The 26,795-nt window shown below is 45.7% G+C and carries 29 protein-coding genes; 9 read left to right on the forward strand and 20 right to left on the reverse strand.

Annotated features, from left to right (window positions below):
• Positions 1-77 precede the first annotated feature (77 nt).
• The gene (locus AB3489_RS13295; protein WP_368293268.1) at positions 78-1,457 is read right to left on the reverse strand and encodes a citrate/2-methylcitrate synthase; all 1,380 of its coding nucleotides are present in this window, start codon (positions 1,455-1,457) and stop codon (positions 78-80) included.
• 232 nt (positions 1,458-1,689) lie between these two features.
• On the opposite strand from AB3489_RS13295, the gene AB3489_RS13300 reads away from it, so the two are divergent.
• Positions 1,690-2,946, forward strand: coding sequence for a CapA family protein (locus AB3489_RS13300; protein ID WP_368293269.1), 1,257 nt, complete (start codon positions 1,690-1,692; stop codon positions 2,944-2,946).
• A 265-nt stretch (positions 2,947-3,211) separates the two neighbouring features.
• Here AB3489_RS13300 and AB3489_RS13305 read toward each other — a convergent pair whose 3' ends face one another.
• The 14 genes from AB3489_RS13305 to AB3489_RS13370 form a co-directional block, all read right to left on the reverse strand.
• A complete protein-coding gene (locus AB3489_RS13305) occupies positions 3,212-3,835 on the reverse strand; it encodes a biotin transporter BioY (RefSeq protein WP_368293270.1) in 624 nt (207 codons plus the stop codon).
• Between the two features lie 134 nt (positions 3,836-3,969).
• Positions 3,970-4,788: a biotin--[acetyl-CoA-carboxylase] ligase gene (locus AB3489_RS13310; RefSeq protein ID WP_019224686.1), complete on the reverse strand. Its 819-nt coding sequence runs from the start codon at positions 4,786-4,788 to the stop codon at positions 3,970-3,972.
• Positions 4,788-5,732 (reverse strand): acetyl-CoA carboxylase carboxyltransferase subunit alpha, encoded by a 945-nt coding sequence (locus AB3489_RS13315; protein WP_019224685.1) that lies wholly within the window; start codon positions 5,730-5,732, stop codon positions 4,788-4,790. The genes AB3489_RS13310 and AB3489_RS13315 overlap by 1 nt, the downstream gene beginning before the upstream one ends.
• 21 nt (positions 5,733-5,753) lie before the next feature.
• Positions 5,754-6,650 (reverse strand): acetyl-CoA carboxylase, carboxyltransferase subunit beta, encoded by an 897-nt coding sequence (accD, locus tag AB3489_RS13320; protein WP_368293271.1) that lies wholly within the window; start codon positions 6,648-6,650, stop codon positions 5,754-5,756.
• 36 nt (positions 6,651-6,686) lie between these two features.
• A complete protein-coding gene (locus AB3489_RS13325) occupies positions 6,687-8,036 on the reverse strand; it encodes an acetyl-CoA carboxylase biotin carboxylase subunit (protein ID WP_019224683.1) in 1,350 nt (449 codons plus the stop codon).
• Between the two features lie 20 nt (positions 8,037-8,056).
• On the reverse strand, positions 8,057-8,479 hold the full coding sequence (gene fabZ, locus AB3489_RS13330) for a 3-hydroxyacyl-ACP dehydratase FabZ (protein ID WP_368293272.1): 423 nt from the start codon (positions 8,477-8,479) through the stop codon (positions 8,057-8,059).
• Positions 8,480-8,516: 37 nt separating this feature from the next.
• Positions 8,517-8,975, reverse strand: a complete 459-nt coding sequence (gene accB, locus AB3489_RS13335) for an acetyl-CoA carboxylase biotin carboxyl carrier protein (RefSeq protein WP_368293273.1) — start codon at positions 8,973-8,975, stop codon at positions 8,517-8,519.
• Between the two features lie 4 nt (positions 8,976-8,979).
• Entirely contained in the window at positions 8,980-10,221 is a 1,242-nt protein-coding gene (gene fabF / locus AB3489_RS13340; RefSeq protein WP_368293274.1) for a beta-ketoacyl-ACP synthase II, read from the reverse strand.
• 15 nt (positions 10,222-10,236) lie between these two features.
• Entirely contained in the window at positions 10,237-10,977 is a 741-nt protein-coding gene (fabG, locus tag AB3489_RS13345) for a 3-oxoacyl-[acyl-carrier-protein] reductase (protein WP_368293275.1), read from the reverse strand.
• A 69-nt stretch (positions 10,978-11,046) separates the two neighbouring features.
• Positions 11,047-11,985, reverse strand: coding sequence for an ACP S-malonyltransferase (gene fabD, locus AB3489_RS13350; RefSeq protein ID WP_368293276.1), 939 nt, complete (start codon positions 11,983-11,985; stop codon positions 11,047-11,049).
• 87 nt (positions 11,986-12,072) lie between these two features.
• Positions 12,073-13,023 (reverse strand): enoyl-[acyl-carrier-protein] reductase FabK, encoded by a 951-nt coding sequence (gene fabK / locus AB3489_RS13355; protein ID WP_368293277.1) that lies wholly within the window; start codon positions 13,021-13,023, stop codon positions 12,073-12,075.
• Positions 13,024-13,036: 13 nt separating this feature from the next.
• Entirely contained in the window at positions 13,037-13,267 is a 231-nt protein-coding gene (locus AB3489_RS13360; protein ID WP_019224676.1) for an acyl carrier protein, read from the reverse strand.
• Positions 13,267-14,250 carry a beta-ketoacyl-ACP synthase III gene (locus AB3489_RS13365; protein ID WP_368293278.1) on the reverse strand — a complete coding sequence of 328 codons (984 nt, stop codon included), beginning with the start codon at positions 14,248-14,250 and terminating at the stop codon, positions 13,267-13,269. The genes AB3489_RS13360 and AB3489_RS13365 overlap by 1 nt, the downstream gene beginning before the upstream one ends.
• A gap of 101 nt (positions 14,251-14,351) precedes the next feature.
• A complete protein-coding gene (locus AB3489_RS13370) occupies positions 14,352-14,879 on the reverse strand; it encodes a MarR family winged helix-turn-helix transcriptional regulator (RefSeq protein WP_019224674.1) in 528 nt (175 codons plus the stop codon).
• A gap of 187 nt (positions 14,880-15,066) precedes the next feature.
• Between AB3489_RS13370 and AB3489_RS13375 the strand changes: the two genes are divergently transcribed.
• On the forward strand, positions 15,067-15,423 hold the full coding sequence (locus tag AB3489_RS13375) for a LysM peptidoglycan-binding domain-containing protein (protein WP_287705105.1): 357 nt from the start codon (positions 15,067-15,069) through the stop codon (positions 15,421-15,423).
• Between the two features lie 3 nt (positions 15,424-15,426).
• Here the strand turns inward: AB3489_RS13375 and AB3489_RS13380 are convergent, their stop codons facing one another.
• Positions 15,427-16,095, reverse strand: a complete 669-nt coding sequence (locus tag AB3489_RS13380) for a hypothetical protein (protein WP_368293279.1) — start codon at positions 16,093-16,095, stop codon at positions 15,427-15,429.
• Positions 16,096-16,291: 196 nt separating this feature from the next.
• On the opposite strand from AB3489_RS13380, the gene AB3489_RS13385 reads away from it, so the two are divergent.
• The gene (locus tag AB3489_RS13385) at positions 16,292-16,441 is read left to right on the forward strand and encodes a DUF1540 domain-containing protein (protein WP_019224671.1); all 150 of its coding nucleotides are present in this window, start codon (positions 16,292-16,294) and stop codon (positions 16,439-16,441) included.
• Positions 16,442-16,522: 81 nt separating this feature from the next.
• Here AB3489_RS13385 and AB3489_RS13390 read toward each other — a convergent pair whose 3' ends face one another.
• From AB3489_RS13390 to AB3489_RS13405, 4 genes are all read right to left on the reverse strand, one after another.
• Entirely contained in the window at positions 16,523-16,906 is a 384-nt protein-coding gene (locus AB3489_RS13390; RefSeq protein WP_287705103.1) for a PaaI family thioesterase, read from the reverse strand.
• A complete protein-coding gene (locus AB3489_RS13395) occupies positions 16,891-18,510 on the reverse strand; it encodes an ATP-binding protein (protein WP_368293280.1) in 1,620 nt (539 codons plus the stop codon). The genes AB3489_RS13390 and AB3489_RS13395 overlap by 16 nt, the downstream gene beginning before the upstream one ends.
• A gap of 46 nt (positions 18,511-18,556) precedes the next feature.
• Positions 18,557-19,615: an HD domain-containing phosphohydrolase gene (locus AB3489_RS13400; protein ID WP_368293281.1), complete on the reverse strand. Its 1,059-nt coding sequence runs from the start codon at positions 19,613-19,615 to the stop codon at positions 18,557-18,559.
• A gap of 140 nt (positions 19,616-19,755) precedes the next feature.
• Positions 19,756-20,031, reverse strand: coding sequence for a DUF1294 domain-containing protein (locus tag AB3489_RS13405; protein ID WP_368293282.1), 276 nt, complete (start codon positions 20,029-20,031; stop codon positions 19,756-19,758).
• 348 nt (positions 20,032-20,379) lie between these two features.
• Here AB3489_RS13405 and AB3489_RS13410 point away from each other — a divergent pair, with 348 nt between their 5' ends.
• The 6 genes from AB3489_RS13410 (at position 20,380) to AB3489_RS13435 (ending at position 26,790) form a co-directional block, all read left to right on the forward strand.
• The gene (locus AB3489_RS13410) at positions 20,380-20,679 is read left to right on the forward strand and encodes a zinc-ribbon domain containing protein (protein ID WP_021315824.1); all 300 of its coding nucleotides are present in this window, start codon (positions 20,380-20,382) and stop codon (positions 20,677-20,679) included.
• 189 nt (positions 20,680-20,868) lie between these two features.
• On the forward strand, positions 20,869-23,262 hold the full coding sequence (locus AB3489_RS13415) for a vitamin B12-dependent ribonucleotide reductase (protein WP_368293283.1): 2,394 nt from the start codon (positions 20,869-20,871) through the stop codon (positions 23,260-23,262).
• A 127-nt stretch (positions 23,263-23,389) separates the two neighbouring features.
• Complete coding sequence (locus AB3489_RS13420; RefSeq protein ID WP_368293284.1) at positions 23,390-23,560, forward strand: hypothetical protein; 171 nt, start codon at positions 23,390-23,392, stop codon at positions 23,558-23,560.
• Positions 23,561-23,575: 15 nt separating this feature from the next.
• Entirely contained in the window at positions 23,576-23,746 is a 171-nt protein-coding gene (locus AB3489_RS13425; protein ID WP_015044768.1) for a DUF3787 domain-containing protein, read from the forward strand.
• Positions 23,747-23,941: 195 nt separating this feature from the next.
• The gene (locus tag AB3489_RS13430; protein WP_019224662.1) at positions 23,942-24,523 is read left to right on the forward strand and encodes a TetR/AcrR family transcriptional regulator; all 582 of its coding nucleotides are present in this window, start codon (positions 23,942-23,944) and stop codon (positions 24,521-24,523) included.
• 59 nt (positions 24,524-24,582) lie between these two features.
• On the forward strand, positions 24,583-26,790 hold the full coding sequence (locus AB3489_RS13435; RefSeq protein ID WP_368293285.1) for a YhgE/Pip family protein: 2,208 nt from the start codon (positions 24,583-24,585) through the stop codon (positions 26,788-26,790).
• The last annotated feature ends 5 nt before the right edge of the window (positions 26,791-26,795 follow it).

A 26,795-nucleotide genomic window follows, 5' to 3' on the forward strand; every position in this document is an offset into this window, starting at 1 on the left:
GTTGTTGCCCACGAACGATATGTTCGTGGGCAACAGCGCCTTTTGTCTTCATCCGCGTATTTATTTAAAATCTCTATCTAATTTCTGCTGGAAAGCGGAGTATATTCCCGTCTTGGAACAACGCTCTTATAGGCCGGTCTGACGATTTTCCCATTATTCACGATCTCTTCGATCCGGTGGGCACTCCATCCTGACATTCTGGAGATCGCAAAGATCGGGGTAAACAGTTCCAGCGGAAGTCCCAGCATTTTATATACAAAACCGGAATAAAAGTCCACATTGGCACTGATGACTTTGCCTGACTTGTTATGGCCCAGGACAATATCCGGAGCAAGTCTTTCCACTCTACAGAATAAATCAAACTCTTCGGCCAGACCTTTCTCCTGAGCGAGCTTCCCGGCATATTCTTTAAGCAGGACTTCCCTCGGATCAGAAATCGAGTAAACCGCATGGCCGATCCCGTAAATAAGACCCGACCTGTCAAAAGCCTGTTTATTCATAATCTTCATCAAATAAGCTTTGATTTCATCCTCATCCTGCCAGTCTGTGACATTTTGTTTAATGTCTTCAAGCATATTGTAGGTTTTAATATTGGCGCCTCCATGCTTGGGACCTTTTAAGGCACCAATAGCAGCAGCCATGACCGAATAAGTGTCCGAACCGGTCGAGGTAATGACATGCGTAACAAAGGTCGAATTATTCCCACCGCCGTGTTCGGCATGCAGGACCAGGGAAATATCCAGCAGGGCAGCCTCAAGCTTCGTGTATTTGCTGTCCGGCCGGAGCATGTGAAGAATATTTTCCGCTGTGCTGAGATGCGGCAGCGGACTGTGCAGAAACAGGCTCTTGTTTCCATGATAGTGCGCACAGGAGTGATAGCCATACACGGCCAGCAAAGGCATCCAGGCAATCAGTTTCATGCATTGTTTCAGGACATTTTCGATGGAATTATCATCGGGGTTGTCATCATAGGAATATAAGCTCAGGATGCTCCTGGCCAGCATATTCATGATATCCTTGCCCGGGCTTTTTAGGATAGTACCCCGGACAAAGTCCTCGGGCAGTTTTTGATATGCCGACAGCATCTGTTCAAAGTCCTTCAGCTCATTGGCGCTCGGAAGATGCCCGAAAAGAAGCAAATAGGTCGTTTCTTCAAAGCCGTATCTTTCATCTTTGATAAAGCCGTCGACGATGTCATTAATATCGATACCTCTATAGGTTAATCTTCCCGGAACAGGAATCTTTTCTCCTTCGTCTATAATATAGGAGTGCACTTCACCAATCTCGGTCAGACCGACGAGTACGCCCTTGCCTTCAAGATCACGCAAGCCCCTCATTACTTGATATTTACTATATAGCTCAGGATTGATTTTACTGCTGTCTATCGCTTTCTGCGTCAGTTCTTTAAACATTTTTGTTTCAAATTGTTCGAATTGTACGGACTCTGTTTGTTCCATTTCCCTACCTCCTCTGGATCATAAAGAAAGCTCGGCTGGCACCAAGCCTTCAGCGATAACATTCACCATTTATTCTTCCTGTCATTATAATTCGTTTTCGCTTTGAAGTAAATGTATTATAATGACTAAGAGCGACCATCCTATTCGCAGACAAGTCTAACAAAGCCAGACTATAAATCAAAAACTCTATGATCAAAAAATTATTATATAATTATCATTTGAGGTCAAGCTTATGAAAAGAAGACTCCTGATTATCCTCCTCTGCACAGTCGCTGCCGTATTCATTGCGGGCGGTATGATCGCCTACCAATATACCAACCAGATTTTTTCTCAAAATCCTCCGGATCCTTCGCCGCTTCCGGAATCGGAGCCGGTGCCTTCCTATGTGGATATCTCTATCGCTTCCGTCGGCGACATCCTGATTCATAACACGGTCTATATGGCCGCTTACGATTCTTCAACAGGTTTATATGATTTCAGCAGCCAGTTTCAGTATGTTAAATCCTATCTTGAAAATGCCGATATTACCGTGGCCAACCTGGAGACCTCACTGGCCGGGCCTGAACAGGGCTATTCCGGTTATCCCAAATTCAATACCCCCGATTCAATCGTTGATGCTCTGAAGGAATCGGGCGTTGACATTGTTACCGCAGCCAACAACCACCGTTTAGATCAGGATATCACCGGATTCTACCGGACGATCGATGTTGTCAAAAACAAGGGACTGGATATTATCGGTGTCAAGGCTGCCGAAAAGGAAACCACCTATGTCATCAAGGACATCAAAGGTGTTAAAGTGGCATTTGTCAATTTTGGCTACGGCTATCCGCAATATGACGGCAGCCTGAGCATCAATGGTCTTATCCTTCCCGTCAACATGACCGGACTGATGGATACCTTTGACCCGCAGGATTTTGACAGTTCTGCGCAAACCATTAAGGCGAGAATCACTGAAGCAAGACAGGCCGGTGCGGAAATTGTCATTTTGTGTATGCACTGGGGAGATGAATATCAGCGACTGCCTAGTACTTTTCAGCAGGACTTGGCCTCCGTACTGGCTGACTGCGGCGCAGATGTGATTTTTGGGGGCCATCCGCATGTGCTCCAGCCCTTCGTATTTTTGGCCACAGACAACAATGGAATTGTTCCGGTTTTTTATTCTCAGGGAAATTTCATCTCAGATCAGCGTCAGGAAACCGTCGATAACATTTATACCGAACAGGGAATCATCGCCGATGTGACGATCAGGGTATATCCAGATCATACCCATCATGTTCTCCAGGCGGACGCCGTTCCTACTTGGGTGAATAAAAAACGCCTGAATAATCAATTGATTTATGAGGTTATACCAGCCAAAGCTGCTCTGGACAATCCGGGACTGTATCCCCTTCTAAAGGATGCAGATCTGGAACGGATCCGGTTCTGCAGGGACACTGTGCAGAAACTAATTCCAGAAACAGGAAAAGAATTCAAATCCCAATCCAACTGAAATAAAAGGGTTAGAACCGCAAAAATAAACCTATGCGCATATGTTCATATGTCCATAGGTTTATTCCTTTATCACCTTGCCTCCCTGGACTTCATAGAATAAAACAAATCAAACATCTTACAAATCAGCCTGCGGGGGGGATCCGGCATGTACGCCTATACATTTAAATATGGTCAGCGTGCAGCATTCTTTGTTGTCATTATTCTGGTACTTATTATTCTTGAAGTGCTGCTTTAGTTCAATATTAACCCAAGTCGATGCTGTGCTAGTATTTTTCCATCGGAACAATGGCTTTGGCAGCTGCTGCTCCGACGAGTGACTTCAGAATATCTCCGACAATAAAGGGTATATAACCCATCCAGATGACTCCGGCCAGGGTGACTGTCTGTCCGGTCGACCAAAGCCATATGGCCAGGGATATTAACCCCGGAACATAGACAAGGACAAGCTGGGCAAAAAGGATGATGCCGGTCAGTGGCAAAGCTTTACGGTTTTGGGTTCTGGAATCAATCATACCGCCGATAAACAGCGCTGCAAGGATAAAACCAAACACATAACCAATTGTGGGCCCGGCAAGCGCCGCCACTCCGCCTTTGAAACCCGCAAACCACGGAATTCCTGCCAAACCACCGACAGCATAGATTGCCATACTGATACCGCCCCATTTTCTACCCAGCAGCACAGCAGCCAGGATCACCCCAATCTGGGAAGCCACCAAAGGCACAGGAGTAAATGGCAGGTAGATTTTCACCTGAGCAAGCAGGCCGGTCAGGCAGGCCAGACTTACTGCCAGAGCAATTTTGGCAAACGTCGTTGACTGCGTGCGCCATTGGAAATAGGACAAACGTTTTTGACGGTAAACTTCGAGCGTATGCAAATTTTGATTCATCATCATTCCTCCGTTCTGTTCTTTCATGTGATAAACTATATTCTCAGTACTATATCATTAGGACGCTTCGTTTTCAATGCCATTTTCCATGTAAATACTGTATTCATTTTGGAAGCCGCGACCGTACTTCTCGTTTAATCGTGTAGGGCCACAGAAATTTCTCCCGAAATGATCGCTTTGATCTCCCCGGTCTGCGCCAGCCTTACGACTAGTTCCCCTTTAGGCCCGAGGTCGATTACCTCAGCGGTCTGCACCGGCCCCTCCCTGTTTTCGAGAACCACTTTTCTGCCTATGACTTCGGAACGCTCCCTGCAGATGGTTAAGGTCCTGCCTAGATCAACCGTGCTGAGGTATTCCAGGTAAAGCGGTTCAAATCCATTTAGGATTCCGGCTGTCAGCCTGGTCCTGTCGTGTTCCCTGCCCGTCTCGAGACGTAAAGAAGTCGCTGTGGATTTCAGTTCATCAGGAAAATCCGTTTCAGCAAGGTTCACATTCAGACCGATGCCGATCACCACTACCGGGGTCCGCCTGCTGCTGACCGACATTTCCGTCAGAATCCCTCCGGCTTTCTTTCCGTTCAGGAATAGATCATTTGGCCATTTGATGGTGATTCCTCTTCCAGGGAAAGAAATAGCTGCTTCGTCCACTGCCAGACATACTGCCGCTGCGCCGGCCAGCGTCAGCTGGGGTATCACATCCGGCGGAAGTTGAGGTTTCAAAATGATTGACATCCAGATCCCCTTGCCTCCCGGTGACTGCCACTTTCGGCCAAAACGTCCCCGGCCGGTCGTCTGCTGTTCACTGATGATCACAGTTCCTTCTTCTTCAGCCAAAGCTCTGCGGGCTGCTTCACAGTTGGTGGAGTCCAGCACGTCAAAACAGAGGATCTTTCTCCCCAGAAAAGTTGTCCGGAGATATTGTGTTATTTTTTCAGGGCTGAGAGATTCGTTCATTACTCGGTATAAGCCCCTATCCTGCGGTATTTCTGATAACGCCTTTCAAGAACATCATCGAGTTGCTCCAGCATGGTTCTGAACGGGACCTTTAACAAATGTTCCTTGATCACGGCAGCCATCGCCTCGGGATCATGATGGGCACCGCCCAAAGGCTCCGGCAGAACCTTGTCGATCAGGCCCATTTGCTGCAAATCCTGAGCAGTAATCTTCATGATCTGGGCTGCCTCTTTTGCTCTGGAGGAATCCTTCCAAAGAATACTGGCAAAACCTTCAGGAGACAGTATGGAATAGATCGAATGCTCCAGCATCCAGATCTCGTCTGCGATCGACAGGGCCAACGCCCCGCCGCTGCCTCCTTCTCCCAGAACAATGGAAATGACAGGCGTCCGCAAACTGACCATTTCCATCAGGTTGCGTGCAATCGCTTCTCCCTGGCCCCGTTCCTCCGCTCCGATACCAGGATCAGCCCCTGGTGTATCAATAAAGCAAACCACGGGCCGGTGAAATTTTTCCGCCTGCTTCATGAGCCTTAACGCTTTACGGTAACCTTCGGGATTTGTCATCCCGAAATTTCTTTTGACATTTTCTTTGGTATTTCTGCCTTTTTGCTGGCCAATGACCGTTATCGGCAAATCGCCCAGTCTGGCAACGCCGCCGACAATGCAGGGGTCATCCCGGTACATCCGGTCTCCATGCAGCTCAATAAAGGAGTGAAAAATTCTCTCGATATAATCGAGCGTGGTGGGTCTTTCCACCATTCGGGACAGGGCCAGCTTATCCATCGCCGTCAAATTCAAGAATGCTTCCTTTTTCATCCTGGTAAGCTTCTCTTCTAATCCCTCAATCTCTGATGAAAAGTCGGCTTGCTTATCTTCAGCAAGCTTCCTTAAATCACTGAGCTTATTATTCAGTTCCGCTAATTCTTTTTCCCGCTCGAGCATAGCCACACTCCGTCTTTTTGCTTAACGCCTGTAATGAAGCTTAATCAGGCGAGACAAGGTTAGTTTGAGGTCCTCTCTGGCCACGATTTTATCAATAAAACCGTGTTCCAGCAGAAATTCTGCTTTCTGAAAACCTTCCGGCAACTCCTGCCTGATGGTCTGTTGAATGACCCGCTTGCCGGCAAAGCCGATCAGCGCGTCGGGTTCCGCCAAAATGATATCTCCCAGCATTGGGAAGCTGGCCGTGACGCCGCCCGTTGTCGGGTCGGTCAAAACCGCGATATACAGTCCTCCCTGCCGGCTGTGTCTGCCAACGGCTGCAGATGTTTTCGCCATCTGCATCAGGGAAAACATTCCTTCCTGCATCCTGGCCCCACCTGAAGCAGTAAAAGCAATGATCGGCATTTTCCTTTCAGCAGCAAATTCAAAAGCCCGGGTCACTTTCTCGCCAACGACCGAACCCATGCTGCCCATCATAAAGTTACTGTCCATCACCATAATCACAGCATCCTGGCCATGAATCTTGCCATACCCTGTCAGTACAGCTTCCGAAAGGCCCGTTTTCTCCTGGCCAGCGCTGACTTTCTCTGCATAGCCTTCAAAGTCCAGCGGATTGACGCTTTTCATCTCCTGATTAATTTCTTTAAATGTACCGGTGTCCATGATCAGATCGACTCTTTCCCAGGCTCCCATCCTGAAATGGTAGCCGCAGCGAACACAGACCTTGTTATTATTACTGAGATCCTTCGTGTAAACTGTCTCTCCGCAATTCTGGCATTTTGTCCACAGCCCGTTCGGAATGGCAGGCAAAACATTCTTTTCCCCCTGCCCCTCTATCTCTGCCGGCAACGGCTGACTATTATTCTGTTGTATGGTTAGATAACGCGGTTTCTTAAAAACCCTGTTTAATTTAAACATGAGCACCAACCGTAATCATTTTTTTATTGGTTGTCATTACGCTCCATAGTCAAATTCTTTGGCAATGAAGGATGTGTCAATTTCTGCGCACCTAAATTTCGGGTTATTCAAAATCTGAAACAGAAATTCAATATTCGTGTCAATGCCTTCAATGATAAACTCATCAAGAGCCCTGCGCATTTTACTGATGGCTTCATTCCTGTCCTGGCCGTGCGTAATCAGTTTCGCGATCATCGAATCATAGGTCGGCGGGATATCATAGCCACTGTAGAGCGCGCTGTCCAGTCTTACGCCATTTCCTCCGGGCCAGAGAAGGATATTCACTTTGCCGGGAGACGGCCTGAACCCAAGTGCGGGATTTTCCGCATTGATTCGGCATTCTATGGCATGGCCTTGAATATGCACGTCGTCCTGCCGGATGTTTAGCTGTTCTCCCGAGGCAATTTTCAGTTGTTCCTTCACAATATCAATTCCTGTAACCAGTTCGGTTACGGGATGCTCGACCTGGATACGGGTATTCATTTCCATAAAGTAATAGCCGCCGTTGTTGTCAACTAAAAATTCGATGGTCCCGGCGCTCTTATAACCTACTGCTTGAGCAGCTCGAACAGCTGTATCCCCCATTTTCCACCTAAGCTCGTCACTCAGGACGGTTGAAGGAGCCTCTTCAATAACTTTTTGATTTCTGCGCTGGATTGAACAGTCTCTTTCTCCGAGGTGAATGACATTTCCATAGTGGTCGGCCAGGATCTGAAATTCGATATGTCTCGGCTCCACCAGATATTTCTCCAAATACATTGAATCATCATCAAAGGCAGCCTGCGCTTCTTTTTTGGCCATATCATAAGCTTTCTTCAGTTCATCCCGGCTCCAGACAATCCGGATACCCTTACCTCCGCCGCCTGCCGATGCCTTCAGCATGATCGGATAGCCAATACGCTCCGCAGAAGCCTCTGCCTGTTTAAAATTAGCCAACACACCTTCGATACCGGGAACGATAGGGACACCCGCCTGGCCCATGATCTGCCGGGCCTTCGCTTTATTCCCCATCATTTCAATCACTTCCGGGTCAGGACCGATAAATGCGATATGGCACGCTTTGCACATCTCGGCAAATTTGCTGTTTTCCGCCAAAAAGCCAAATCCCGGATGAATGGCTTCCGCGCCCGTCAGAACCGTTGCACTGATAATATTCTTGGTATTCAGATAGCTGTCCCTTGCTCTGGCCGGTCCGATACAAACCGTCTCATCAGCAAGATCCACATGTAGGGAGTTCCGGTCGGCTTCCGAATAAACTGCAACTGTTGCAACTCCGATTTCTCGGCAGGCCCGAATAATCCGGACCGCTATTTCGCCTCTGTTGGCAATGAGTATTTTTTTGAACAAGTTTTCACCCACCAACTTTATTAACTGATAAAAAACTTGATTTCGGCTTCGGCAGCTTTTTCCCCGTCAACCGTAGCAAGGGCTTTGCCGATGCCGGCAGGGCCTTTGATTTTTATGATCTCTACTTCCAGCCTCAGCACATCACCAGGAAATACCTTCCTTCGGAACTTGGCCTTGTCAATTCCGGTAAAGTAAGCGAGCTTACCCTGATATTTTTCCATTTTTAATAAAGCTACCGCACCGGCCTGAGCCAGCGCTTCAATAATGAGTACACCGGGCATTACCGGTTCTTGCGGAAAATGTCCCTGAAAAAAGTACTCATTGATCGTAACATTTTTATAAGCAACAACCCTTTTACCTTCTTCAAGATCTTCGACTCGGTCCAGAAGAAGGAATGGGTACCGATGCGGAATGATCTCCTGAATCTCTTTGATGTTCAGCATCTTTACCTCCACAATAGTTCCGCTTGCATCCTTGCCGCTACTTGGTATTAATTTCAAACAGCGGTTGGCCAAATTCGACCATTTGCCCGTCATTAACCAAAATGCTGAGAATTTGCAGGTCTTCTTCAGCTTCAATCTCATTCATCAGCTTCATCGCCTCGACAATACAAAGCGTATCTCCTTTTTTGACTTTGCTACCCGCGCTGACAAAGGGTTTCTCTCCGGGCGACGGTGCCAGATAAAAGGTTCCAACAATCGGTGCATTGATCGTCTGCAGCGCTTCAGTTTTAGAACTTAGATGTTCCGGAGTCACCGCCTCTTTTCCGGCTGCAGCCCCGGGCATAAAGCTCTGTATGGGTTGAAGTGCAGGCTGAAACATGGGCTGAAGCTTTTCTTTCTTCAAAACAATTTTATAATCCTCTTGCTTAAGCTCAAATTCAGTCAGCCCGGACTCATCCACCATTTTTATCAGTTCTTGAATTTCTTTTAAATCCATCACTTTATCCCTCTAACCATTTTTTTAAGATAATGGTAGCATTATGGCCGCCAAATCCAAGCGAATTGGATAGGGCGTAGGTCAAATCCATGTTACGCCCGCAATTTGGTACATAATCCAGGTCACATTCCTCATCTTTAACCTGATAGCCAATCGTTGGTGGTACAAAGCCCTCCTGAAGTGCTTTGGCGCAGATAATCGCCTCTATAGCTCCTGCTGCTCCCAGTAGATGACCGGTCATTGATTTAGTCGAACTCACCGGTATTTGATAAGCTTTTTCTCCAAATATGGCTTTGATCGCTTCCGTCTCAAACTTGTCGTTGTACGGTGTACCTGTTCCATGCGGATTGATATAGGATATTTCGTCCGAACCAATCCCGGCATCAGCTAAGGCAAGCTTCATCGCTCTGGCCGCGCCTTCCCCTCCCGGTGCAGGTGCGGTCATATGGTAGGCATCACAGCTAGCTCCATAACCAACTACTTCGCCATAGATTCTTGCATTCCTCTTTCTAGCATGCTCCAAAGATTCCAGAACTAAAATACCCGCACCTTCACCAATCACAAACCCGTCCCGCTCCTTGTCAAACGGGATGGAAGCCCTGTTGACATCATTGCTGTTGCTCAAAGCGGTCATGGAAGTAAATCCGGCTACCGCCAGAGGCGTAATCGGGGCTTCGGCGCCACCGGTAACAATCATATCCGCCTGACCGTCTCTGATCTTCCAGAAAGCTTCACCCATGGAATGCGTTGCTGAAGCGCAGGCTGTGACAATACTAAAGCAAATACCCTTAGCGCCGAGCTTGATCGCAATATTCCCTGAAGCCATATTACTGATCGCCATCGGAATAAAGAAAGGGGAAACCCTGCCGGGCCCTTTCTCGGTCAGTCTGCTGTGCTGTTCTTCGATCGTTAGCAGACCGCCTATCCCCGATCCAACCAAAACACCTAATCTTTCCGGGTCGATCTCGGCTTCTTTCAGACCCGCATCTTCATAAGCGTGTTCTGCCGCCACCACTGCCAGCTGGCAGTAGCGGTCCATACGTTTGGCTTCTTTCTTATCCAAAAGCGTTTCAGGATCAAAATCTTTGATCTCGGCACCAATTTTTACTTTATGGTCCGTCGTATCAAAGGCTGTGATCGGGCCTATCCCGCATTTTCCTTCTTTGATGCCCTGCCAGAATGTGGCTGCATCGTTGCCAAGCGGAGTAACTGCCCCAATTCCAGTAATAACTACGCGTGTTCTCATATTGTTGGTCTCCTCCTAAAATGCCATTCCGCCGTCAACGCTTATAACCTGGCCGGTAATGTATTCACCGGCGTCTGAAGCTAGAAATAAAACCGTATCGGCGATATTCTCCGGTTTACCAAACCGCTTTAAAGCAATGCTCTCTTTGGTCAGTTCTCTCACTTTATCCGATAACCCTGACGTCATATCTGTCTCAATAAAGCCAGGGGCTACAGCATTCACCGTGATGTTTCTGCTGCCGATTTCCTTGGCCAGGGATTTAGTAAGTCCAATAACACCGGCTTTGGCCGCTGCATAATTAACCTGCCCTGCATTTCCAAGAATTCCAACAACAGAAGTGATATTGACGATCCTGCCACTTCTTTGTTTGACCATGATAGGAACGGCATGCCGGGTACAATTGAACACCCCTTTGAGATCTACTTCTACGACTCGATCAAAATCGTCTTCCGACATCCTCATGAGTAAACCGTCGCGGGTTATCCCTGCGTTATTGACCAGAATGTCTATGGTTCCAAATTCTGCTTTGGCCATCGCAATCAATTGTTCCGCTTCACTGAATACACTGACGTCCGCTTTTAAGACCAAGGCCCGCCCTCCGAGATTTTCGATTTCTTGGGCAAGCTTTAACCCTTCCTGCTCGCTGCTTACGTAATTCACCGCGATATTCGCGCCTTGTTCAGCAAGCTTTAAAGCGATGGCTCTGCCAATACCCCTGCTGGCACCTGTAACAACTGCTGTTTTCCCCTTTAGCATATCCTACCTCCTTCTGGAACTCAATATTGATAGAAACCATGACATGCACTCTAGATTTCAAGTACGTTCTTAATCGTTAAAGTATTTCACCACAGCTTCGAGAGATGTCGGGTCTTCGACATTCAGAACCTTCACGTTTTTGTCAATCTTTCTCGCAAAGCCCTTTAAGACACTTCCAGGTCCCAGTTCCACAAAGGTATCTACGCCGTCGGCAAGCATCCTTCTGAAGGACATCTCCCAAAGGACGGAACGCATGACTTGTTGTGGCAATAGTTCCTTGATGGCCGACTTATCCGCCATATAATCTGCAGTAACATTGGAAATCACCGGAATCCAGGGATCAGAAAATTCAATGTCTGCCAGCTCGTCAGCCAATTTCCGGGCCGCCGGTTCGAGTAAGCCCGTATGAAACGGTCCACTGACTTCAAGCGGGATCACCCTTTTAGCTCCGAGCTCCATAGCCCTGGCCGAAGCAGCTTCCAAGGCCTTGTTTTCCCCGGATATCACAACCTGACCTGGGCAGTTATAATTGGCAATCCGTACAATCCCGAGGCTTTCAGCCGCAAGACAAGCCTGCTCGACCCCGGATGTTTCCAAACCGAGGACTGCAGCCATTCCTCCAACACCCTGAGACACAGCCTCCTGCATATACCTGCCTCTGTTCCGGACCAGTTTCACAGCCGCCTCAAATGGCAATACACCGCTCAGGACCAAGGCAGAATATTCACCCAGACTGAATCCGGCTGTCAGATCAGGGTTGATCCCCTGATTCATCAGCGCCCTTGCGGCTGCCACACTGACCGTAAGAATGGCCGGCTGTGTATGTTCAGTTTTATCCAGTTCCTCTTTGGGTCCGTTAAAACACAGGCCACTCAGCGAATATCCAAGTTCCTGATCCGCCAGGTCAAAAACTGCCCACGAAACATCGTTATGCTGATAAAGTTCTTTGCCCATGCCAACATACTGTGAACCCTGGCCCGCAAAAATAAACGCTGTCTTTCTATCCATTCTTTCCGTATCCTCCAATAATCATCCGATAATCATCCGAATATGGGGGACAAAGGGATGGTTCTTTCGTCCCCCATACGTATCCCTTTAGCGGGTAATACTGTCAAGCTTAATAGCTTTCAGACGTTCCTCTGCCTGGGCAAACATTTCTTCAATAATCTCTTTGCAGGTCTGTTCTTTTTTAATCAGACCTGCAATTTGCCCGGCCATTACCGATCCGTAATCCGTATCTCCCTCTTTTACAGCCTTGCGCAGCGCACCGGCACCAAGCGTCTCATACTGCTCCAGAGGTGCCCCCGTCCTTTCCAGCTCTTCAAACTGCCGGGTAAGTTTATTTCTGAGGACTCTGACCGGATGACCAGTTGGCCTGCCTGTAACGACTGAATCGATATCTTTAGCTTTCAGGATTCTATCCTTATAGTTTTGATGCACGGTACATTCTTCGGCAGTTAGGAACCTTGTGCCAACCTGGACACCACTTGCACCCAACATAAAAGCTGCGGCAATCCCTCTGCCGTCACCGATTCCCCCAGCAGCAATCACCGGAATATTTACAGCGTCAATCACCTGAGGAAGCAAGGCCATGGTCGTAAGTTCACCGACATGTCCGCCGGACTCTCCGCCTTCCGCCACAACGGCATCTGCCCCTTCCTTCTCCATCCTGCGGGCCATCGCAACGGAAGGAACTACGGGAATGACCGTAATGCCGTTTTCTTTCCACATTTTAATATATTTCCCGGGACTTCCGGCGCCTGTCGTCACTACTTTTACCCCTTCTTCACAGACGAGGTGGGCAATGGCTCCGGCATTTTCACTTAACAGCATGATATTTACGCCAAAAGGCTTGTCTGTCAGAGCTTTGGCCTTCCTAATCTCTTCTTTGACATATTCGACAGGTGCATTGGCCCCCGCAATGATACCGATTCCGCCGGCGTTTGATACAGCCGATGCAAGTGAGCTGTCCGAAATCCAGGCCATACCGCCTTGAATCAGCGGGTATTTTACGCCCAGCTTATAAAAAAAATCAAAGTTATTCATGCCACTCTCTCCTTCAATTCGTTCGCTTACTCATATAGTCAACCAGATCTGCTACGCTGATTAATTCTTCAAGATCTTCAGTCGGAATTTCAATCCTGTATACATCTTCCAGCTCCATAACAATTTCAAAAATGCTTAGAGAGTCAATCCCGAGGTCTTGCTGGAACTTGGTGGACAGCTGTATTTTCTCCGGTTCAATCTCAATCTGGGAGGCAATAATCCTGCAAATCGTGTCAAAAGGCATCACTTACCCCCTATGGTCCATTTAATCAGCATCGCGCCATAGGTGAGTCCTCCTCCAAATCCGACAAGAACGAGCAGATCCTCTTTATGGATTAACTTCCCTTTGGCCATTTCATCCAAGGCAATTGGGATACTCGCACTCGAGGTATTTCCATAACTGGGAAGGTTGACATAAAACTTCGCCTGATCCACCTGCAGCTTTTTGGCCGCTGAATCGATGATCCGCAGGTTCGCCTGGTGCGGTATGATATGGTTAATGTCTTCCAGCGTATAAGGTGTATTTTCAAGTATCTTCAAAATACACTCAGGTAAAATATTGACTGCAAATTTAAAAACTTCCCGTCCGTTCATTTTGGCATGTGGGGGCTTTGCTTCCTCGGCCTCAATAAAGACGTTCTTGAGCGGAAGGGCAGGACATTCCAAACATTCACCTTTGCTCCCATCAGAACCGATTACTTCGGAAATGATGCCCTGATCTCCTCTTTTGATAACCGCCGCGCCAGCCCCGTCTGCAAACAGGACACAAGTGCCGCGGTCTTCCCAGTTCGTTATTTTGGAAAGGGCCTCGGCACCAATGATCAGTGCCTTCTGATACATCCCTGTTCTGATAAACTGGGAGGCAATGCTGAGTCCAAAAATAAAACCGGTGCAAGCCGCACTGATATCAAAACAAGCTGCCCGGCTGGCTCCGAGACTATTCTGGACAAAACATGCCGTTGACGGGAAAAAATAGTCCGGTGTAACCGTGGCCACAATAATCAGATCAAGCTCCTCAGCGGCAACTCCGGCATCATCAAGCGCTCTGCGGGCGGCTGCAACTGCCAGATCCGCTGTGGTTTCCGTCAGTGAAATTCTACGTTCTTTGATCCCTGTCCGGGTACGGATCCATTCATCGCTTGTGTCAACAATCTTAGACAGATCATCATTCGTCACCCTGTTTTCAGGAACATAGCTGCCAGTGCCAATTATCTCAACGTCATACATATTTCCAAATTTCCTTTTCTCTCATATTATTTCGTTTATTATCATCCATTACGAATCTTCTGTTCGTTTACCTTTTTCATATATCTTTTGTGTATCTCTTGTTAATGGTTAAAGGAATACTTCGAATCAAAAAATTCGGTGAGTTTCTGCAATGATTCGATTAAAATATTCTCCTGTTCCCCTAATCCGAGAAGCATATGCTTGACCATATCCAGATGGAATTTTTCATGAATCCTGTAGGCAAGCTTTCCCCTTCGGGTCAGACTGATCCTGACAATTCTCCGGTCTGCCTCATCCCTTTGTCTGGAAACGTACTCCTTTTTAACGAGGTTATTGATGAAAGAAGTAAGCGCTCCGACAGTGATACCCAGATCAGCGGCAACCTGAGACATTGTCCTATCCTGATACATTCCAATCGCTTCAATCGCATGCAGTTCTGAGATAGACAGATTATTTAATGGTCCTTTCTTAATCTCATTCTGCTCTACATCTAGAATTTGATTAAATGTTCCAATCAGAAGTTCATTTAAAACAGTACGAAAATTTGTTTCCAACCTTTCACTTCCTCTCAGCGCATAATCAAAGTTTACCTTATTTTTAATTTGGTTGTCAAATATTTTAGTATTCAAACCAACTTGTACATCTCCTGCTTTAATCTGAATATTTTAGAAGGATTTTCACATTCCTTTATGTATTTTCTTATTCGAACCTTTAAGGCGAAAAAAATTTGGGGTTGGGTTTGTCCTTCTGTCCGGCAGACAGGTAATCCTTTCATACAATGAGAAGAGAAAAAATATCTGCTGGGAGTGAGCTTTCATGACCTGTCCGAAAGGAACAATCTCATATCAAATCAAGCCGGGTGATACTTTTTATAGCCTTGCCCGCAAATTCAATACAACTGCAGAGGCAATTGCATCGGTGAACACAGGAGTAAACCCAAATAACCTGAAACCGGGGGTCTTGATCTGCATTCCAATCAGGAGGAGCGTTGTTTCATGTCCACCAGCGAACCGTTATGTTATCAAAGCAGGTGATACCTTTTCCAAATTGGCTGGTAAATACCACCTTTCAACAGCTTCGCTTATCTCACTGAACCCCGGAGTTGATCCCACGAACCTGCGGATCGGCCAGATGATCTGTCTTCCTGTCAAGAGACGGAGAAGGTCCCACTGAGGACTATGTGATCAAAGATATAAGAAGTGACAGAACAAATAAATTCCAGAAGGATTCCACAGCAGCCATGATTTGCGTCCCGCTTTTTTCCGGTGTCACATTAAAAGTTTCCCCCACTGAAATACTACCAATGCTTAAAGAAAGAAACGAAATAAACTGAGTTACACGCGTTTTTCCGATTGTCCCGGAAAAGGAAGACGGATAAAGCGAGTAGACCAGATTAAAGAGCAGTGCAAAAAACAAAATGACTGTTATCAGCGGAAGAATAATATCCTTTAGTTTGGCGTCTTTCCTTTCCTCGAGGGTTAACGTTTCGAAGATATAAGTCCCGGCACCCAGAGAAGCAATGATCGCATAGATATTAACAAAAAAAATAAATTTTGAATATCCTCTGCTGAAACTGCGGCCGTACAAACTAAATCCGACCGTAAGCGCGGCCGCAGCTCCAAAAATTGCCGGCGTAAGCAAAATCAGATTGGCTCTGGACGGAATCGAAGGTTCAAAGAGAGGATGGATGCCGTTATTCCAGCTATTTTGCTGCATTGGACAGCCCCAAAGCTTTCTGGGATTGCCTGGCTGCGGTTGATAATAATTTACCGGATTGCTGTGGTTTACGGCATATCTGTAATTAAAATCATTCGTGTGAGTCACCCCATTCCAAAAAATGATCATGGCAATAATAATATATGCGGCCTTCTTCAATAATTTTCCATTTATGCAAGCCTTATAAAAAAAGACGCCGAGGCGTCTTTAGAAATTTATTGATTTTGCTAACCACATAGTAAATTAATTTTTGTTCATAATAATAAGAGGTATAAACGCCAAAGCTTTAGCGTTAATAAGATACTCGCCCAAGGAGGTGAAAAAAATGGGTTCAATTAAATGTACAGTCACCGAGTGTCATTACAATAAAGATGTCATGTGCGATGCGCCGATGATTCAGGTGAATCACAGAGGGGTCAAGTATTCCCAAGGCTCGGAAGAGACACAGTGTGATACCTTCAAACCTCAGAAGTAATGAATGCCAGACGTATGAAATTCCAGAGCCCATGTTCGTACCATGTCACCGTTAGTATGGTACGAACATGAGCTTTCTATTTTATTGTTTTCTGTAAACCGTTCCCTGAAACATGGCGATGAGATTGTCTTTCTCATCCGTGACTTCAACCAGATAGGTCGCTATTTTCCGGTTTAGGGATACTTCTTTGGCCCTGGCGGTGAGTATTCCCAGACCGGCAGCTTGACAATAGGTAATACTGACATTTACGGCAATTGCCGTACCCTCCCGAGAATTCGACGCTGCAGCGAGTGTCGAATCCGCCAGCGTGAAAATGGCTCCGCCCTGAGCGATCCCAAGCGCATTTAAATGGCGCTCGTCTATCTTTAACCTGGCCTCAGCTGTTCCGGCTTCGGCTTTGAGTATTTCTATCCCAACATATTTTGCAAAAATATCCTTACCCATTTCCTCTAATATGTTATCCATATTGTCATCCTTTCTGCCGAGCCGGCATGAACCAAAGGAAGTTCAAACCAGAAATGGCTTCCCTTTCCCTCTTGACTGTCAAATCCAAGATTTCCGCCCATCAGTTCAATCAATTCTCTGGCAACCGGCAACCCAATCCCGGTACCTTCGATTAAATGGTTGATATTCGATGCCCTGAAAAAAGGATCAAATATCTTACCCTGTTCTTCCAACGGAATGCCTAAACCACTATCGATGATGCTGAACCGCAGCCACCCATCTAACTCCTGACAGCTGGATTCAATCATTCCATTATCAAAACTATATTTAATTGCATTCGAAAAAATATTCAGCAGCACTTGTTTCAAACGGATCTGATCTGCCGCCACACAATAATTTTCACACCCGGAATACGCTGCCATGATCACAATTCCTTTTAGATCAGCCAGAGGCTTGACTAAATTGATCGAAGCTTCTACGACAGGTTTTATTTCTACCGGTTTAATCACGACATCAAATTTGCCTGTTTCAATCTTCGCGAGATCAAGGACTTTATTAATCAGGTCAAGTAAGTGGTTCCCTGCTTTATAGATTTCTTTGACACTCTGCTTTTGAAATTCGTTTAAAGGAGCCTCCGTATCGATCTCCAGGAGTTGGGCAAAGCCCATAATCGCATTCAGGGGTGTTTTAAATTCGTGGCTCATACTCGAGAGGAATTCCGATTTGGCCAGGCTGGCCCGTTCAGCCTCCATCTTGGCTGAAATAAGCGAATTCTCCAGGGCCTTCCTATCGGTAATATTCCTTACGGAGATGGAAACACTATGCCTATCATTGTCAATAAGGGCTATCCGTGCCTGATACCAACGGACGCCTTTTGAAGTGTTCAGGAAATATTCAAATACCTCCGGTTCCTTGCCTTGAATAGCACGGCTGATCAAGGTCATGTTGATTTTTACGGTCTCCTCATCCATAACGGAATAAAAGGAGGAACCAATGATTTCAGCAGCCGGTCTAATCAGAATACTCTGATCATTTGTCCAAGCATTCCGAACGATTCCGGATTCATCTACTTCAAAAATAGCATCATCAATAGATTTGACCAGGGCCTGCAAATTTTCTTCCTTTTTTCTGATTTCAGACTGGTAAACTGTCAGATTGGCGTCGAGATGATACAGCCGTTTACCTAATTGTACGACTGAGACTGCAGTATCCTGCAGCTCTTCAATGAAGAAATCCGGTTGTTCCTGAAGGTACTGTCCTGTGCCGATATCAAGGACCATCTGCTTAATCCTGGCCAGAGGCTCCGAGATCGCCTTGTTTATTCGATGGGCTTTCCGGTAAAACATGATGATAAATATACTATAGAAAATAAGAAGACCTACAATGATAAAACGGCCAATACGGTACAATTGATCGCTTAACCCGTTCAGCGCGGCATAGAGCTTTTCTCCCTGATCAGCAATCGACATACCTGATACTTCTTTATGCAGCCAGAAGTGCGCGAGAATGAAAATAGCAATAAACACCAATCCCATGATAATCAATGGAATGAGTGCTTCACAAACATAGGTGCGCCAAGTCCACTGTAAAAGCGGTAGCTTTTTCTTTAACTCTTTTGACCTCATTCCAACACCGCCGTTTATTACATTCGATGACCATGGGCAGAACTTGTTATTTATAGATTTCCGTAATTTCCCTGATTACCGGCATAATTTTCAGAAAATGATCGACAAGAGAAGGATCGAAGTGTGTGCCTCTGCCTTTTTCTATCTCAGCTGAGGCTTCGTCGATTTCCCACGCCTTCTTGTAAGGACGCTCCGAAATCAAAGCATCAAACACATCACAAATGGCGGTGATTCGTCCCACCAACGGGATTTCCTCTCCTTGAAGCCCGTTCGGATAACCGTTTCCATCCCATTTTTCATGATGATACAGCGCAATCTGCTCAGCAAGCTTAATCATTTCCGCTGAACTGCCGGCCAGGATCTGAGCCCCTTTAACGGTATGGGTTTTCATTTTTTCCCAATCATCGGGAGTGAGTTTTCCTGGTGTCAGCAGTACTTCGTCGGGAATGCCAATTTTCCCAATGTCATGCAGCGTACTGGCATGAAACATTAGTTCACAGTCTTTTTCCGGCAGTCCGAAGGCTTTACCAAGTTCATACGTGTATTTGCTCATTCGCAGAATGTGATTTCCTGTCTCGCTGTCGCGAAATTCTGCGGCTCTCGCCAGCCTGTGGATCAGTTCAACCTGCAAATCTTCCAGTTCTTTTGTTCTCTCCTGGACTTTATTGACCAGTCTGCGGTTGTTCTTTTTGATTTCGTTGTTCAGTAAACGTATTTCCAGTATATTTTTGATTCGCATCAGAACTTCAGCATAATCGAAGGGCTTCCCAATAAAATCTTTGGCGCCGAGTGTCAAGGCTTTCAGTCTGTGCTCCTGATCGTTGTAAGCTGTAATGGCAATGATCGGAAGAAAGTCATCCTCTTTGACTGCATTCAACTGCTCCATTACCTCAAATCCATCAAGGTAAGGCATCCTTAAATCCATTAAAATCAGATCGGGATTATGCTCCCGATATAAGGACAGGGTTTCCCTGGAATCAGTGGTGGACATGATATTGCTGTATCCCGACATTTTTAACAGTTTTTCAAGTAACAAAATATTTACAGAATTATCGTCGACGATCAGTATTCTGGCCCTTGAAATACTATCAGTATTTATCTTCATCCGCCTCCCAATCTTTCACAAATCAACTGCTTATTAATGAGGAAATTTCCGGTCAGCCGGCCACTATATCTTAATATACCTTATTCTTATGGGAAATTCTAGATAAAAAATGTTTATCCTTGGAATCTCTACAAATTTTTTTAAAATTTTTGCAGAAAATAAACAAGAACAGATATATTCAATATGATCAGAACAGGGATACCGTATACAAAGGCCTTATGCTTGGTTTTGTGCCGAAAGAAACGCATGGCCAGATAGATCCCCGGAGCACCAAATATCAGTCCTGTAAGAAAGAAACGGCGTTCAGGGACCCGCCGGCCTCCCCGTTTGGCCTTATATTTATCCCACCCCATAACGGAAAAACCATAAATATTTACAAGGACAATGTATCCCCATATAAGCCAGATATATTCCATATCTGCAGCCTCCTTGCTCATTTAAAAACCATTTATGACCAAAATCATACCATGAATGAGACAGGAAAAAAATACGCAGAGAAATGCTTGAAAAGATATTAGGACTAAATAGGACAAAATATAAAGATATAGGACAAAACATAAAGATTAATAGAAAAAATGCTGAGAAGTTTGAAAAATTAGCCAGAATACTTTATACTTTGTTTTGACAATTTGTATTTTTTTAGTTATACTAAGTATTGCTCGTTAATATTTGAGGGATTAGAAGACCTTCTCGACTGCCTCAGGCTCAGGGAAGATGTCGAATCAACTTCCAATGAGGCGGGTAATAAATCTAGGAGGTCATTTATGTATAATGACAAAACACTAAGTTGTAAAGACTGTGGCCGTGAATTCACTTTTTCTGCATCCGAGCAGGAATTCTACGCTGAAAAAGGATTCACGAACGAACCAGGCCGCTGCCCCGAATGCCGTTCAGCAAGAAAAGCACAGAGCAGAAATGGTGGCTATTCGCGCCCTCAACGTGAAATGTTCCCTGCTGTTTGTTCTGCTTGTGGCAAAGAAACCACAGTACCTTTCCAACCTACTGGTGACAAACCTGTTTATTGCCGGGATTGCTACCAACCCCGCTCCAGAAACAACTGGTAATTTAATTGTTATCAGACCCTTCCGGGTATCTTACCCGGGGGGGTTTTTGTTTTGAGAGCCTATTTATTATGATTAATTTTTCCATTTGACCCCTTGACTACCAGATATAGTATCTGTAAACTTTATATAGCACTACTTGTAGTTTACTAACCGGATTTACAGTCCGAATGAATTTTGGAGGTATAAACGTTGCGTAACAATACGGAAGTTTGGAAAAAGTGGCCCAAAGCCAATCTTTCGCCGAATGCCAGAGTTGTCCTGGAACGGAGATATTTGAAGCAGGAAAATGACCAAAAATGCGAGACGCCGGAAGCGATGTTTTACCGGGTTGCTTCGGTCATTGCCGGCTCTGAAGAAAAGTATGGTAAGAATCCGCAGGAAATTGAGGATTTGACCAAAGAATTTTACACCGTCATGGCTAATTTGGAGTTTATGCCGAATTCGCCGACACTGATGAATGCCGGGCGTGACCTTGGACAGTTAAGTGCCTGCTTTGTTTTGCCGGTCGGGGACAGTATGGAGGATATATTTGATGCACTGAAACATGCAGCAATTATACATAAGTCAGGCGGCGGAACAGGCTTTAACTTTTCCCGGCTGCGCCAGAAGAACAGCATGGTGCGTTCCACCGGAGGGGTTGCTTCCGGTCCGGTTTCGTTTATGAAAGTCTTTAATGCCGCTACGGAGGCTGTCAAACAAGGAGGAACAAGACGCGGCGCCAACATGGGCATTCTTCGGATCGACCACCCGGATATTCTGGAATTTATCAGCTGCAAAGAAGATAACCGAGATATTAACAACTTCAATGTTTCGGTTGCTGTAACGGAATCATTTATGAAAGCTGTGGAAAATGACACGGAATATGACCTGATTGACCCTCATTCTGGAAAGTCGGCAGGCAAGCTCCCTGCCAAACAAGTCTTCGCTAAAATTGTTGACCACGCTTGGCGGAACGGCGAACCAGGCATGATCTTTATTGACCGGATGAACCGCGATAATCCGACGCCGCATATTGGCGTGATTGAGGCTACCAACCCCTGTGGCGAACAACCCTTACTCCCCAATGAAGCATGTAATCTTGGCTCCATTAATTTAAAGCTTATGGCGGCGGAAAAGGATGGAAAGACCGTAATTGACTGGGAGCGTTTAGGCTATGTCACAAGGCTCGCGACCCGTTTTCTTGATGATGTGATTGATGTCAACCAATATCCTCTTCCCGTAATCGAAGAAATGGTCAAAGGAAACCGGAAAATTGGCCTGGGTGTTATGGGTTTTGCAGATTTGATGATTCTTCTGCAGACATCCTATATTTCCGAAGAAAGTACAGCCTTCGCCGAAAAGATTATGGAATTCATCCGTACCGAATCCCGTATAGAGTCCCAGCGACTGGCCAAGGAACGCGGTACCTTTCCTAATTATCAGGGTTCCATTTATGACGGCAAGATCGAATTACGCAATGCTACACTGACTACAGTTGCCCCGACAGGGACGATATCGATGATCTGCGGTGCTTCCAGCGGCGTGGAGCCGCTCTTTGCCGTGGCCTATACTAAAACGGTCATGGACGGTACGGCACTGATTGAGGTCAACCCGCTTTTTGAAGATTATGCGCATAAGTATGGCTTTTACTCAAAGGAGCTTATGGCCAAAATTGCCGAACGAGGTAACGTCTTCGGTTTGCCGGAAGTCCCGGAATGGGTACAGAAGGTCTTTGTTACCGCGCAGGAGATCACTCCTGAATGGCATATCCGAATTCAGGCTGCTTTTCAAAAATATACGGATAATGCGGTTTCCAAAACTATTAATTTTGCAAATACAGCTACCTGCGAAGATGTTGCCGAAGCGTTTCGCCTAGCCTTTGAGCTTGGCTGCAAAGGAATTACGGTCTATCGGGACGGCAGCCGTGAACAGCAGGTGCTGTCTGCCGGAACGAAAGAAACTGCCAATCCGGCGGCTGATTTCAAAGCCACAGCTGAACCTGAGACGACTGCAAAGCCCGAGACCACCACTGAATCTGAAACAACCGCTTCTGCACCGATGCCTACCATCAAGCCGAGGCCCCGCCCGCCGGTGACTGTCGGCGTCACTGAAAAGATTAAAATTGGTTGCGGTAATCTCTATGTTAGCGTAAACGCCGATGAAACCAGTATCTGTGAAGTGTTTACCAATACGGGAAGAGCCGGTGGCTGTTCTTCCCAATCGGAAGCAACCTCCCGCCTAATCTCGATCGCGATGCGTTCGGGCATCTCTGTTGATGCTATCATAGAGCAGATCCGTGGAATCCGCTGCCCCGCCTGCATCCGAAGAGAAGGTGTCAATGTCACCTCGTGCCCGGATGCAATCTCGCGGGTAATCAAGAAGTATAAGGACATCGGCGTAAACGGTAATTCTGCGATTATCAATCGCAATAAAACGGAAGAACCTGTCCTTTCGGATGATTTGAAGAAAACTGAAAAAGCTGTAATTAAAAAAGCTCAGGCCGCCGTCGCGATCGACAATGCCTGCCCTGAATGCGGAATGCCTGTGAATCACGAAGGCGGCTGCATGGTCTGCATCCACTGCGGCTATTCCAAATGCGGGTAAAATAACGACTTTTGAAAATGCACAGTCAATGCACAGTCATCATTTTCCATTAATGACTGTGTATTTTTTTTTAATAAATATCAAAAACTACAGGCAGCAAATAATTCTTGGTGAGGTGAATCACGCGATGGCGAAAGACAGACGCAAAGTCAAAGAAGTATTGACAACCAATAACTCGCTTGCTTGGGGTCACCTGAACAACACTCATCCGATGCCGGCAGGCTCGATTGCTTTTGCCAGTCCGCAGGCGATTGGCCGGATGGCTGAAGATAGAAGACGGTCCCCGGATAAAGCGTAGCGGAGGAATAGAAAAGTGGCCAATAATAAAAAGAAGGAAACTTTTATGGCGAACCCTGTTGAGAAACATACTACCGCTGCCTGGGACAGCCGCTTTGAAACAAAGAAGCCTGTATCGAATGTAGGCATTCCCGGAGAACTTGAAGTTCGCAATGCCAAAGAATATGTGGATTCCAACGAAAAATAAACAATTTGGGTTAAGGGGCTGTTGCAAAGCGAATAATAATCATTCGCATGCAGCAGCTCCTTTCCTATTGTTAATTACTTTAATGTAGAAAAATGCTTTCTTCTTGTGAATGATAAACTTTTTCTCTTGACAAATAAATCCTTAAGGCATAGTATTTAGACTGACTAGTCAGTTTAAAATGTAAAGGAGAAAGGGATGACAAACCAAAAAGATAAAGCAATATTTCAGGCTGCACTTCAATTATTCGCTGTCAATGGGTTTGAACGAACGACAATGGAAGACATTGCCTCTCAGGCAAAAGTTGCCAAAGGGACATTATTTTACCGGCACAAAAGCAAAGAAGAATTATTTGTCAGTATGATTCGCTGGACTATCGACCAATTTGTCGCAACAGTTAAAGAATCAGCCGAAAATGTAGAAGGAGCAATCCAACAGTTAGAAAAGTTAATTGAGGTTCAAACAAAGCTTTCCTTTGAACATCCTGAGTTTGCAAAAGTACTTTTAAGCGAAGTTTGGGGAAGACAAGACAGGCAACTCCTGCTGCGTGAAAGTTTAAGAGAATATTTGCAATTCATTGAAAAAATTATTCAGGAAGGAATAGAAAAGAAGGAAATCAGGCCTTTGGGCCCGGAACTTCTGGCTGTCTCCATATTTGGCATGACAGCGGCAGCAAGTCTTCGTATCCTATTATCCAATCAGAAGATCTCTTACGAAGCCACCGTAGAAGAAATCAAAGGGTATTGGTTAACTGGGATCAAATTATCAGAAAATCTTTGAAAAAACAATAGAAGCTGCAGTAGCTAATTAGTTATAAATAGCAATTTGGAGGAAATGTCATGGCATTAGAGAAAAAACGTTGGAGAAAACGAGCAGTTATTGCAGCTGTAATCATTCTTCCCCTCATATACAGTGTATTTTTTCTTTCAGCGTTCTGGGATCCGTACAGCAAATTAGAGAAGCTTCCTGTGGCCTTTGTCAATCAGGACCAGGGCGCAGTTATCAATGGTAAGTCAAGAAATTTAGGAAATGAGATCACTGAAGAACTAAAATCCGATGAAAACATCAAATGGGTTTTGACTACGGACGCAGAAGCAAAGACAGGAATACAAAACAGAGAATATTATGCTGAAGTTTCGATACCGGCCGATTTCTCAGAAAAAATAGCTTCGGCAGATAAATCAGATAAGAATGAGGGCATCATCATCTATCAGCCGGAAGAGAAAAGAAATTTCCTTGCTGTCCAGGTTCTGAACAGAGTCATGCTCGAATTTAAAGATAAGGTTTCACAAAAGGTGACCAAAGAAATCGTCAGTGAAATGACGACCGAAATGAAAACGGTTCCTGAGGATTTAGGTGAACTGAATGATGGGCTCGGGAAAATATCTGCTGGTTCCAGTCAACTGTCAAATGAAATCAGTGTGCTGAAAAATAATCAGGAAAAACTGAATACCGGCATCATTGAACTAAATGATGGTTTAAATGCAGGCACCCTGGCGTTTAACAAATTGGCTGAGGGTTCCAACCTGTTTTATGCTAATTGGGCGCAATTTAACATTGGACTGACAACATTGAATGCAAGTCTTACACAATCACAATCAGGGCTTTCGACTTTCGCCATGAGTTCACTTAGCTTTGCTCAAGGGCTTCAACAATTTACAAGCGGTTTCGATCAAGCCAAAGCTGGTTCAGCGCAGATATACCAAGGAACAACAGATTATGCTGCAAATATGCAAAAATACGCCGATGGTATGGGCCAGTACCTGGCAAGCGTTAAAAGCTTAACATCTACCGATCAAAGTATCGCTGATTCTCTGACATCATACGTAACAGCACATCCTGAAGCATTGGCAGATAAAAATATGCAGAGTATCTTGGCAACATACAAAGAATCACAAGGCTCCCTGGATCAGCTAAACACTGCTTCTGACACACTGAAAAGCAACACCGCCACTTTAGTCAGCCGTGCCCAACAGCTGCAGGCAGGAAGTAAACAATTGAATGACGGCATCGCATTAATCGATAGCAAGTCAAAAGAACTCATGAATGGTGCAACGCAATTGGCAAGCGGGGCAAATCAGTTAGGGGCCGGCTTAAATCAGCTATCTGGTGGTGTAGGACAGTTGGCGGAAGGTTCCGCAGAATTGGCAGCTGCGTATCCACAACTAAATTCCGGTATCCAGACGGCTGCCATGGATATAGCGGCAGCTGCCCAAGGAAGCAGTGAACTGAACGCCAGTGCGGCTAAGTTTCCGGATGGCGAACAGCGGCTTCTAAACGGTAGTCAGACCTTGAATGATGGCATCAACGAGGCAAAGACTGCGGTTGCGGATTCAATCACAACAGCAAATGACAAAACGGCGAATTTTGCTGGACTCGATACCTACGCAGCAACACCTGTTGAGCTTAATCAGCTGAGCATTGATCCAGTGCCGAATTATGGAACAGCATTTTCACCGTATTTTATTTCGTTGTCATTATGGATCGGAGCAATCCTCATGCTAATTGTTATTTACCTTGATCCGGAAATCAATTTTGAACGCCGTCTTTCAAGATATCTGCCTGCGGATCCAAGGTTTATTGGATTCTCACTGGTAGCTGCAGTTCAAGCGGTGGCATTAGCTCTTGTTTTACAGAACGGATTGCATCTGGTGGTGAAGAATGTTTTCATGTTTTATGTCGTGTGCATTCTGATTGCTTTATGCTTCACCGCCATTGTGGATTTTTTGATCGCGAACCTCAAGGATGTCGGCAAATTTTTGGCACTTTTTTTACTGATCCTTCAGCTTACGGCTTGCGGAGGAACCTTCCCACTGGAGCTTGTACCGAAATTCTTTGATAACGCATATCCATATTTACCAATGACATACGCAATCAATGCACTTAAAGAAGTAATATCCGGCGTCAACTACAGCTTTCTGTATGAGAATCTGTCTATATTGGGAGGCATCACAGTTGTAATTTTTGCAGTAAATCTACTGCTGAGCATCAGAGCAACGAAAAAGCAAAGGGAAAAATCCGCTGTTGAAATGACCGTTGTTTCATAGACAGT

Origin of the sequence: Dehalobacter sp. TBBPA1 (assembly GCF_040931655.1) — a bacterium.
Classification (GTDB): Bacteria; Bacillota; Desulfitobacteriia; order Desulfitobacteriales; family Syntrophobotulaceae; genus Dehalobacter; species Dehalobacter restrictus.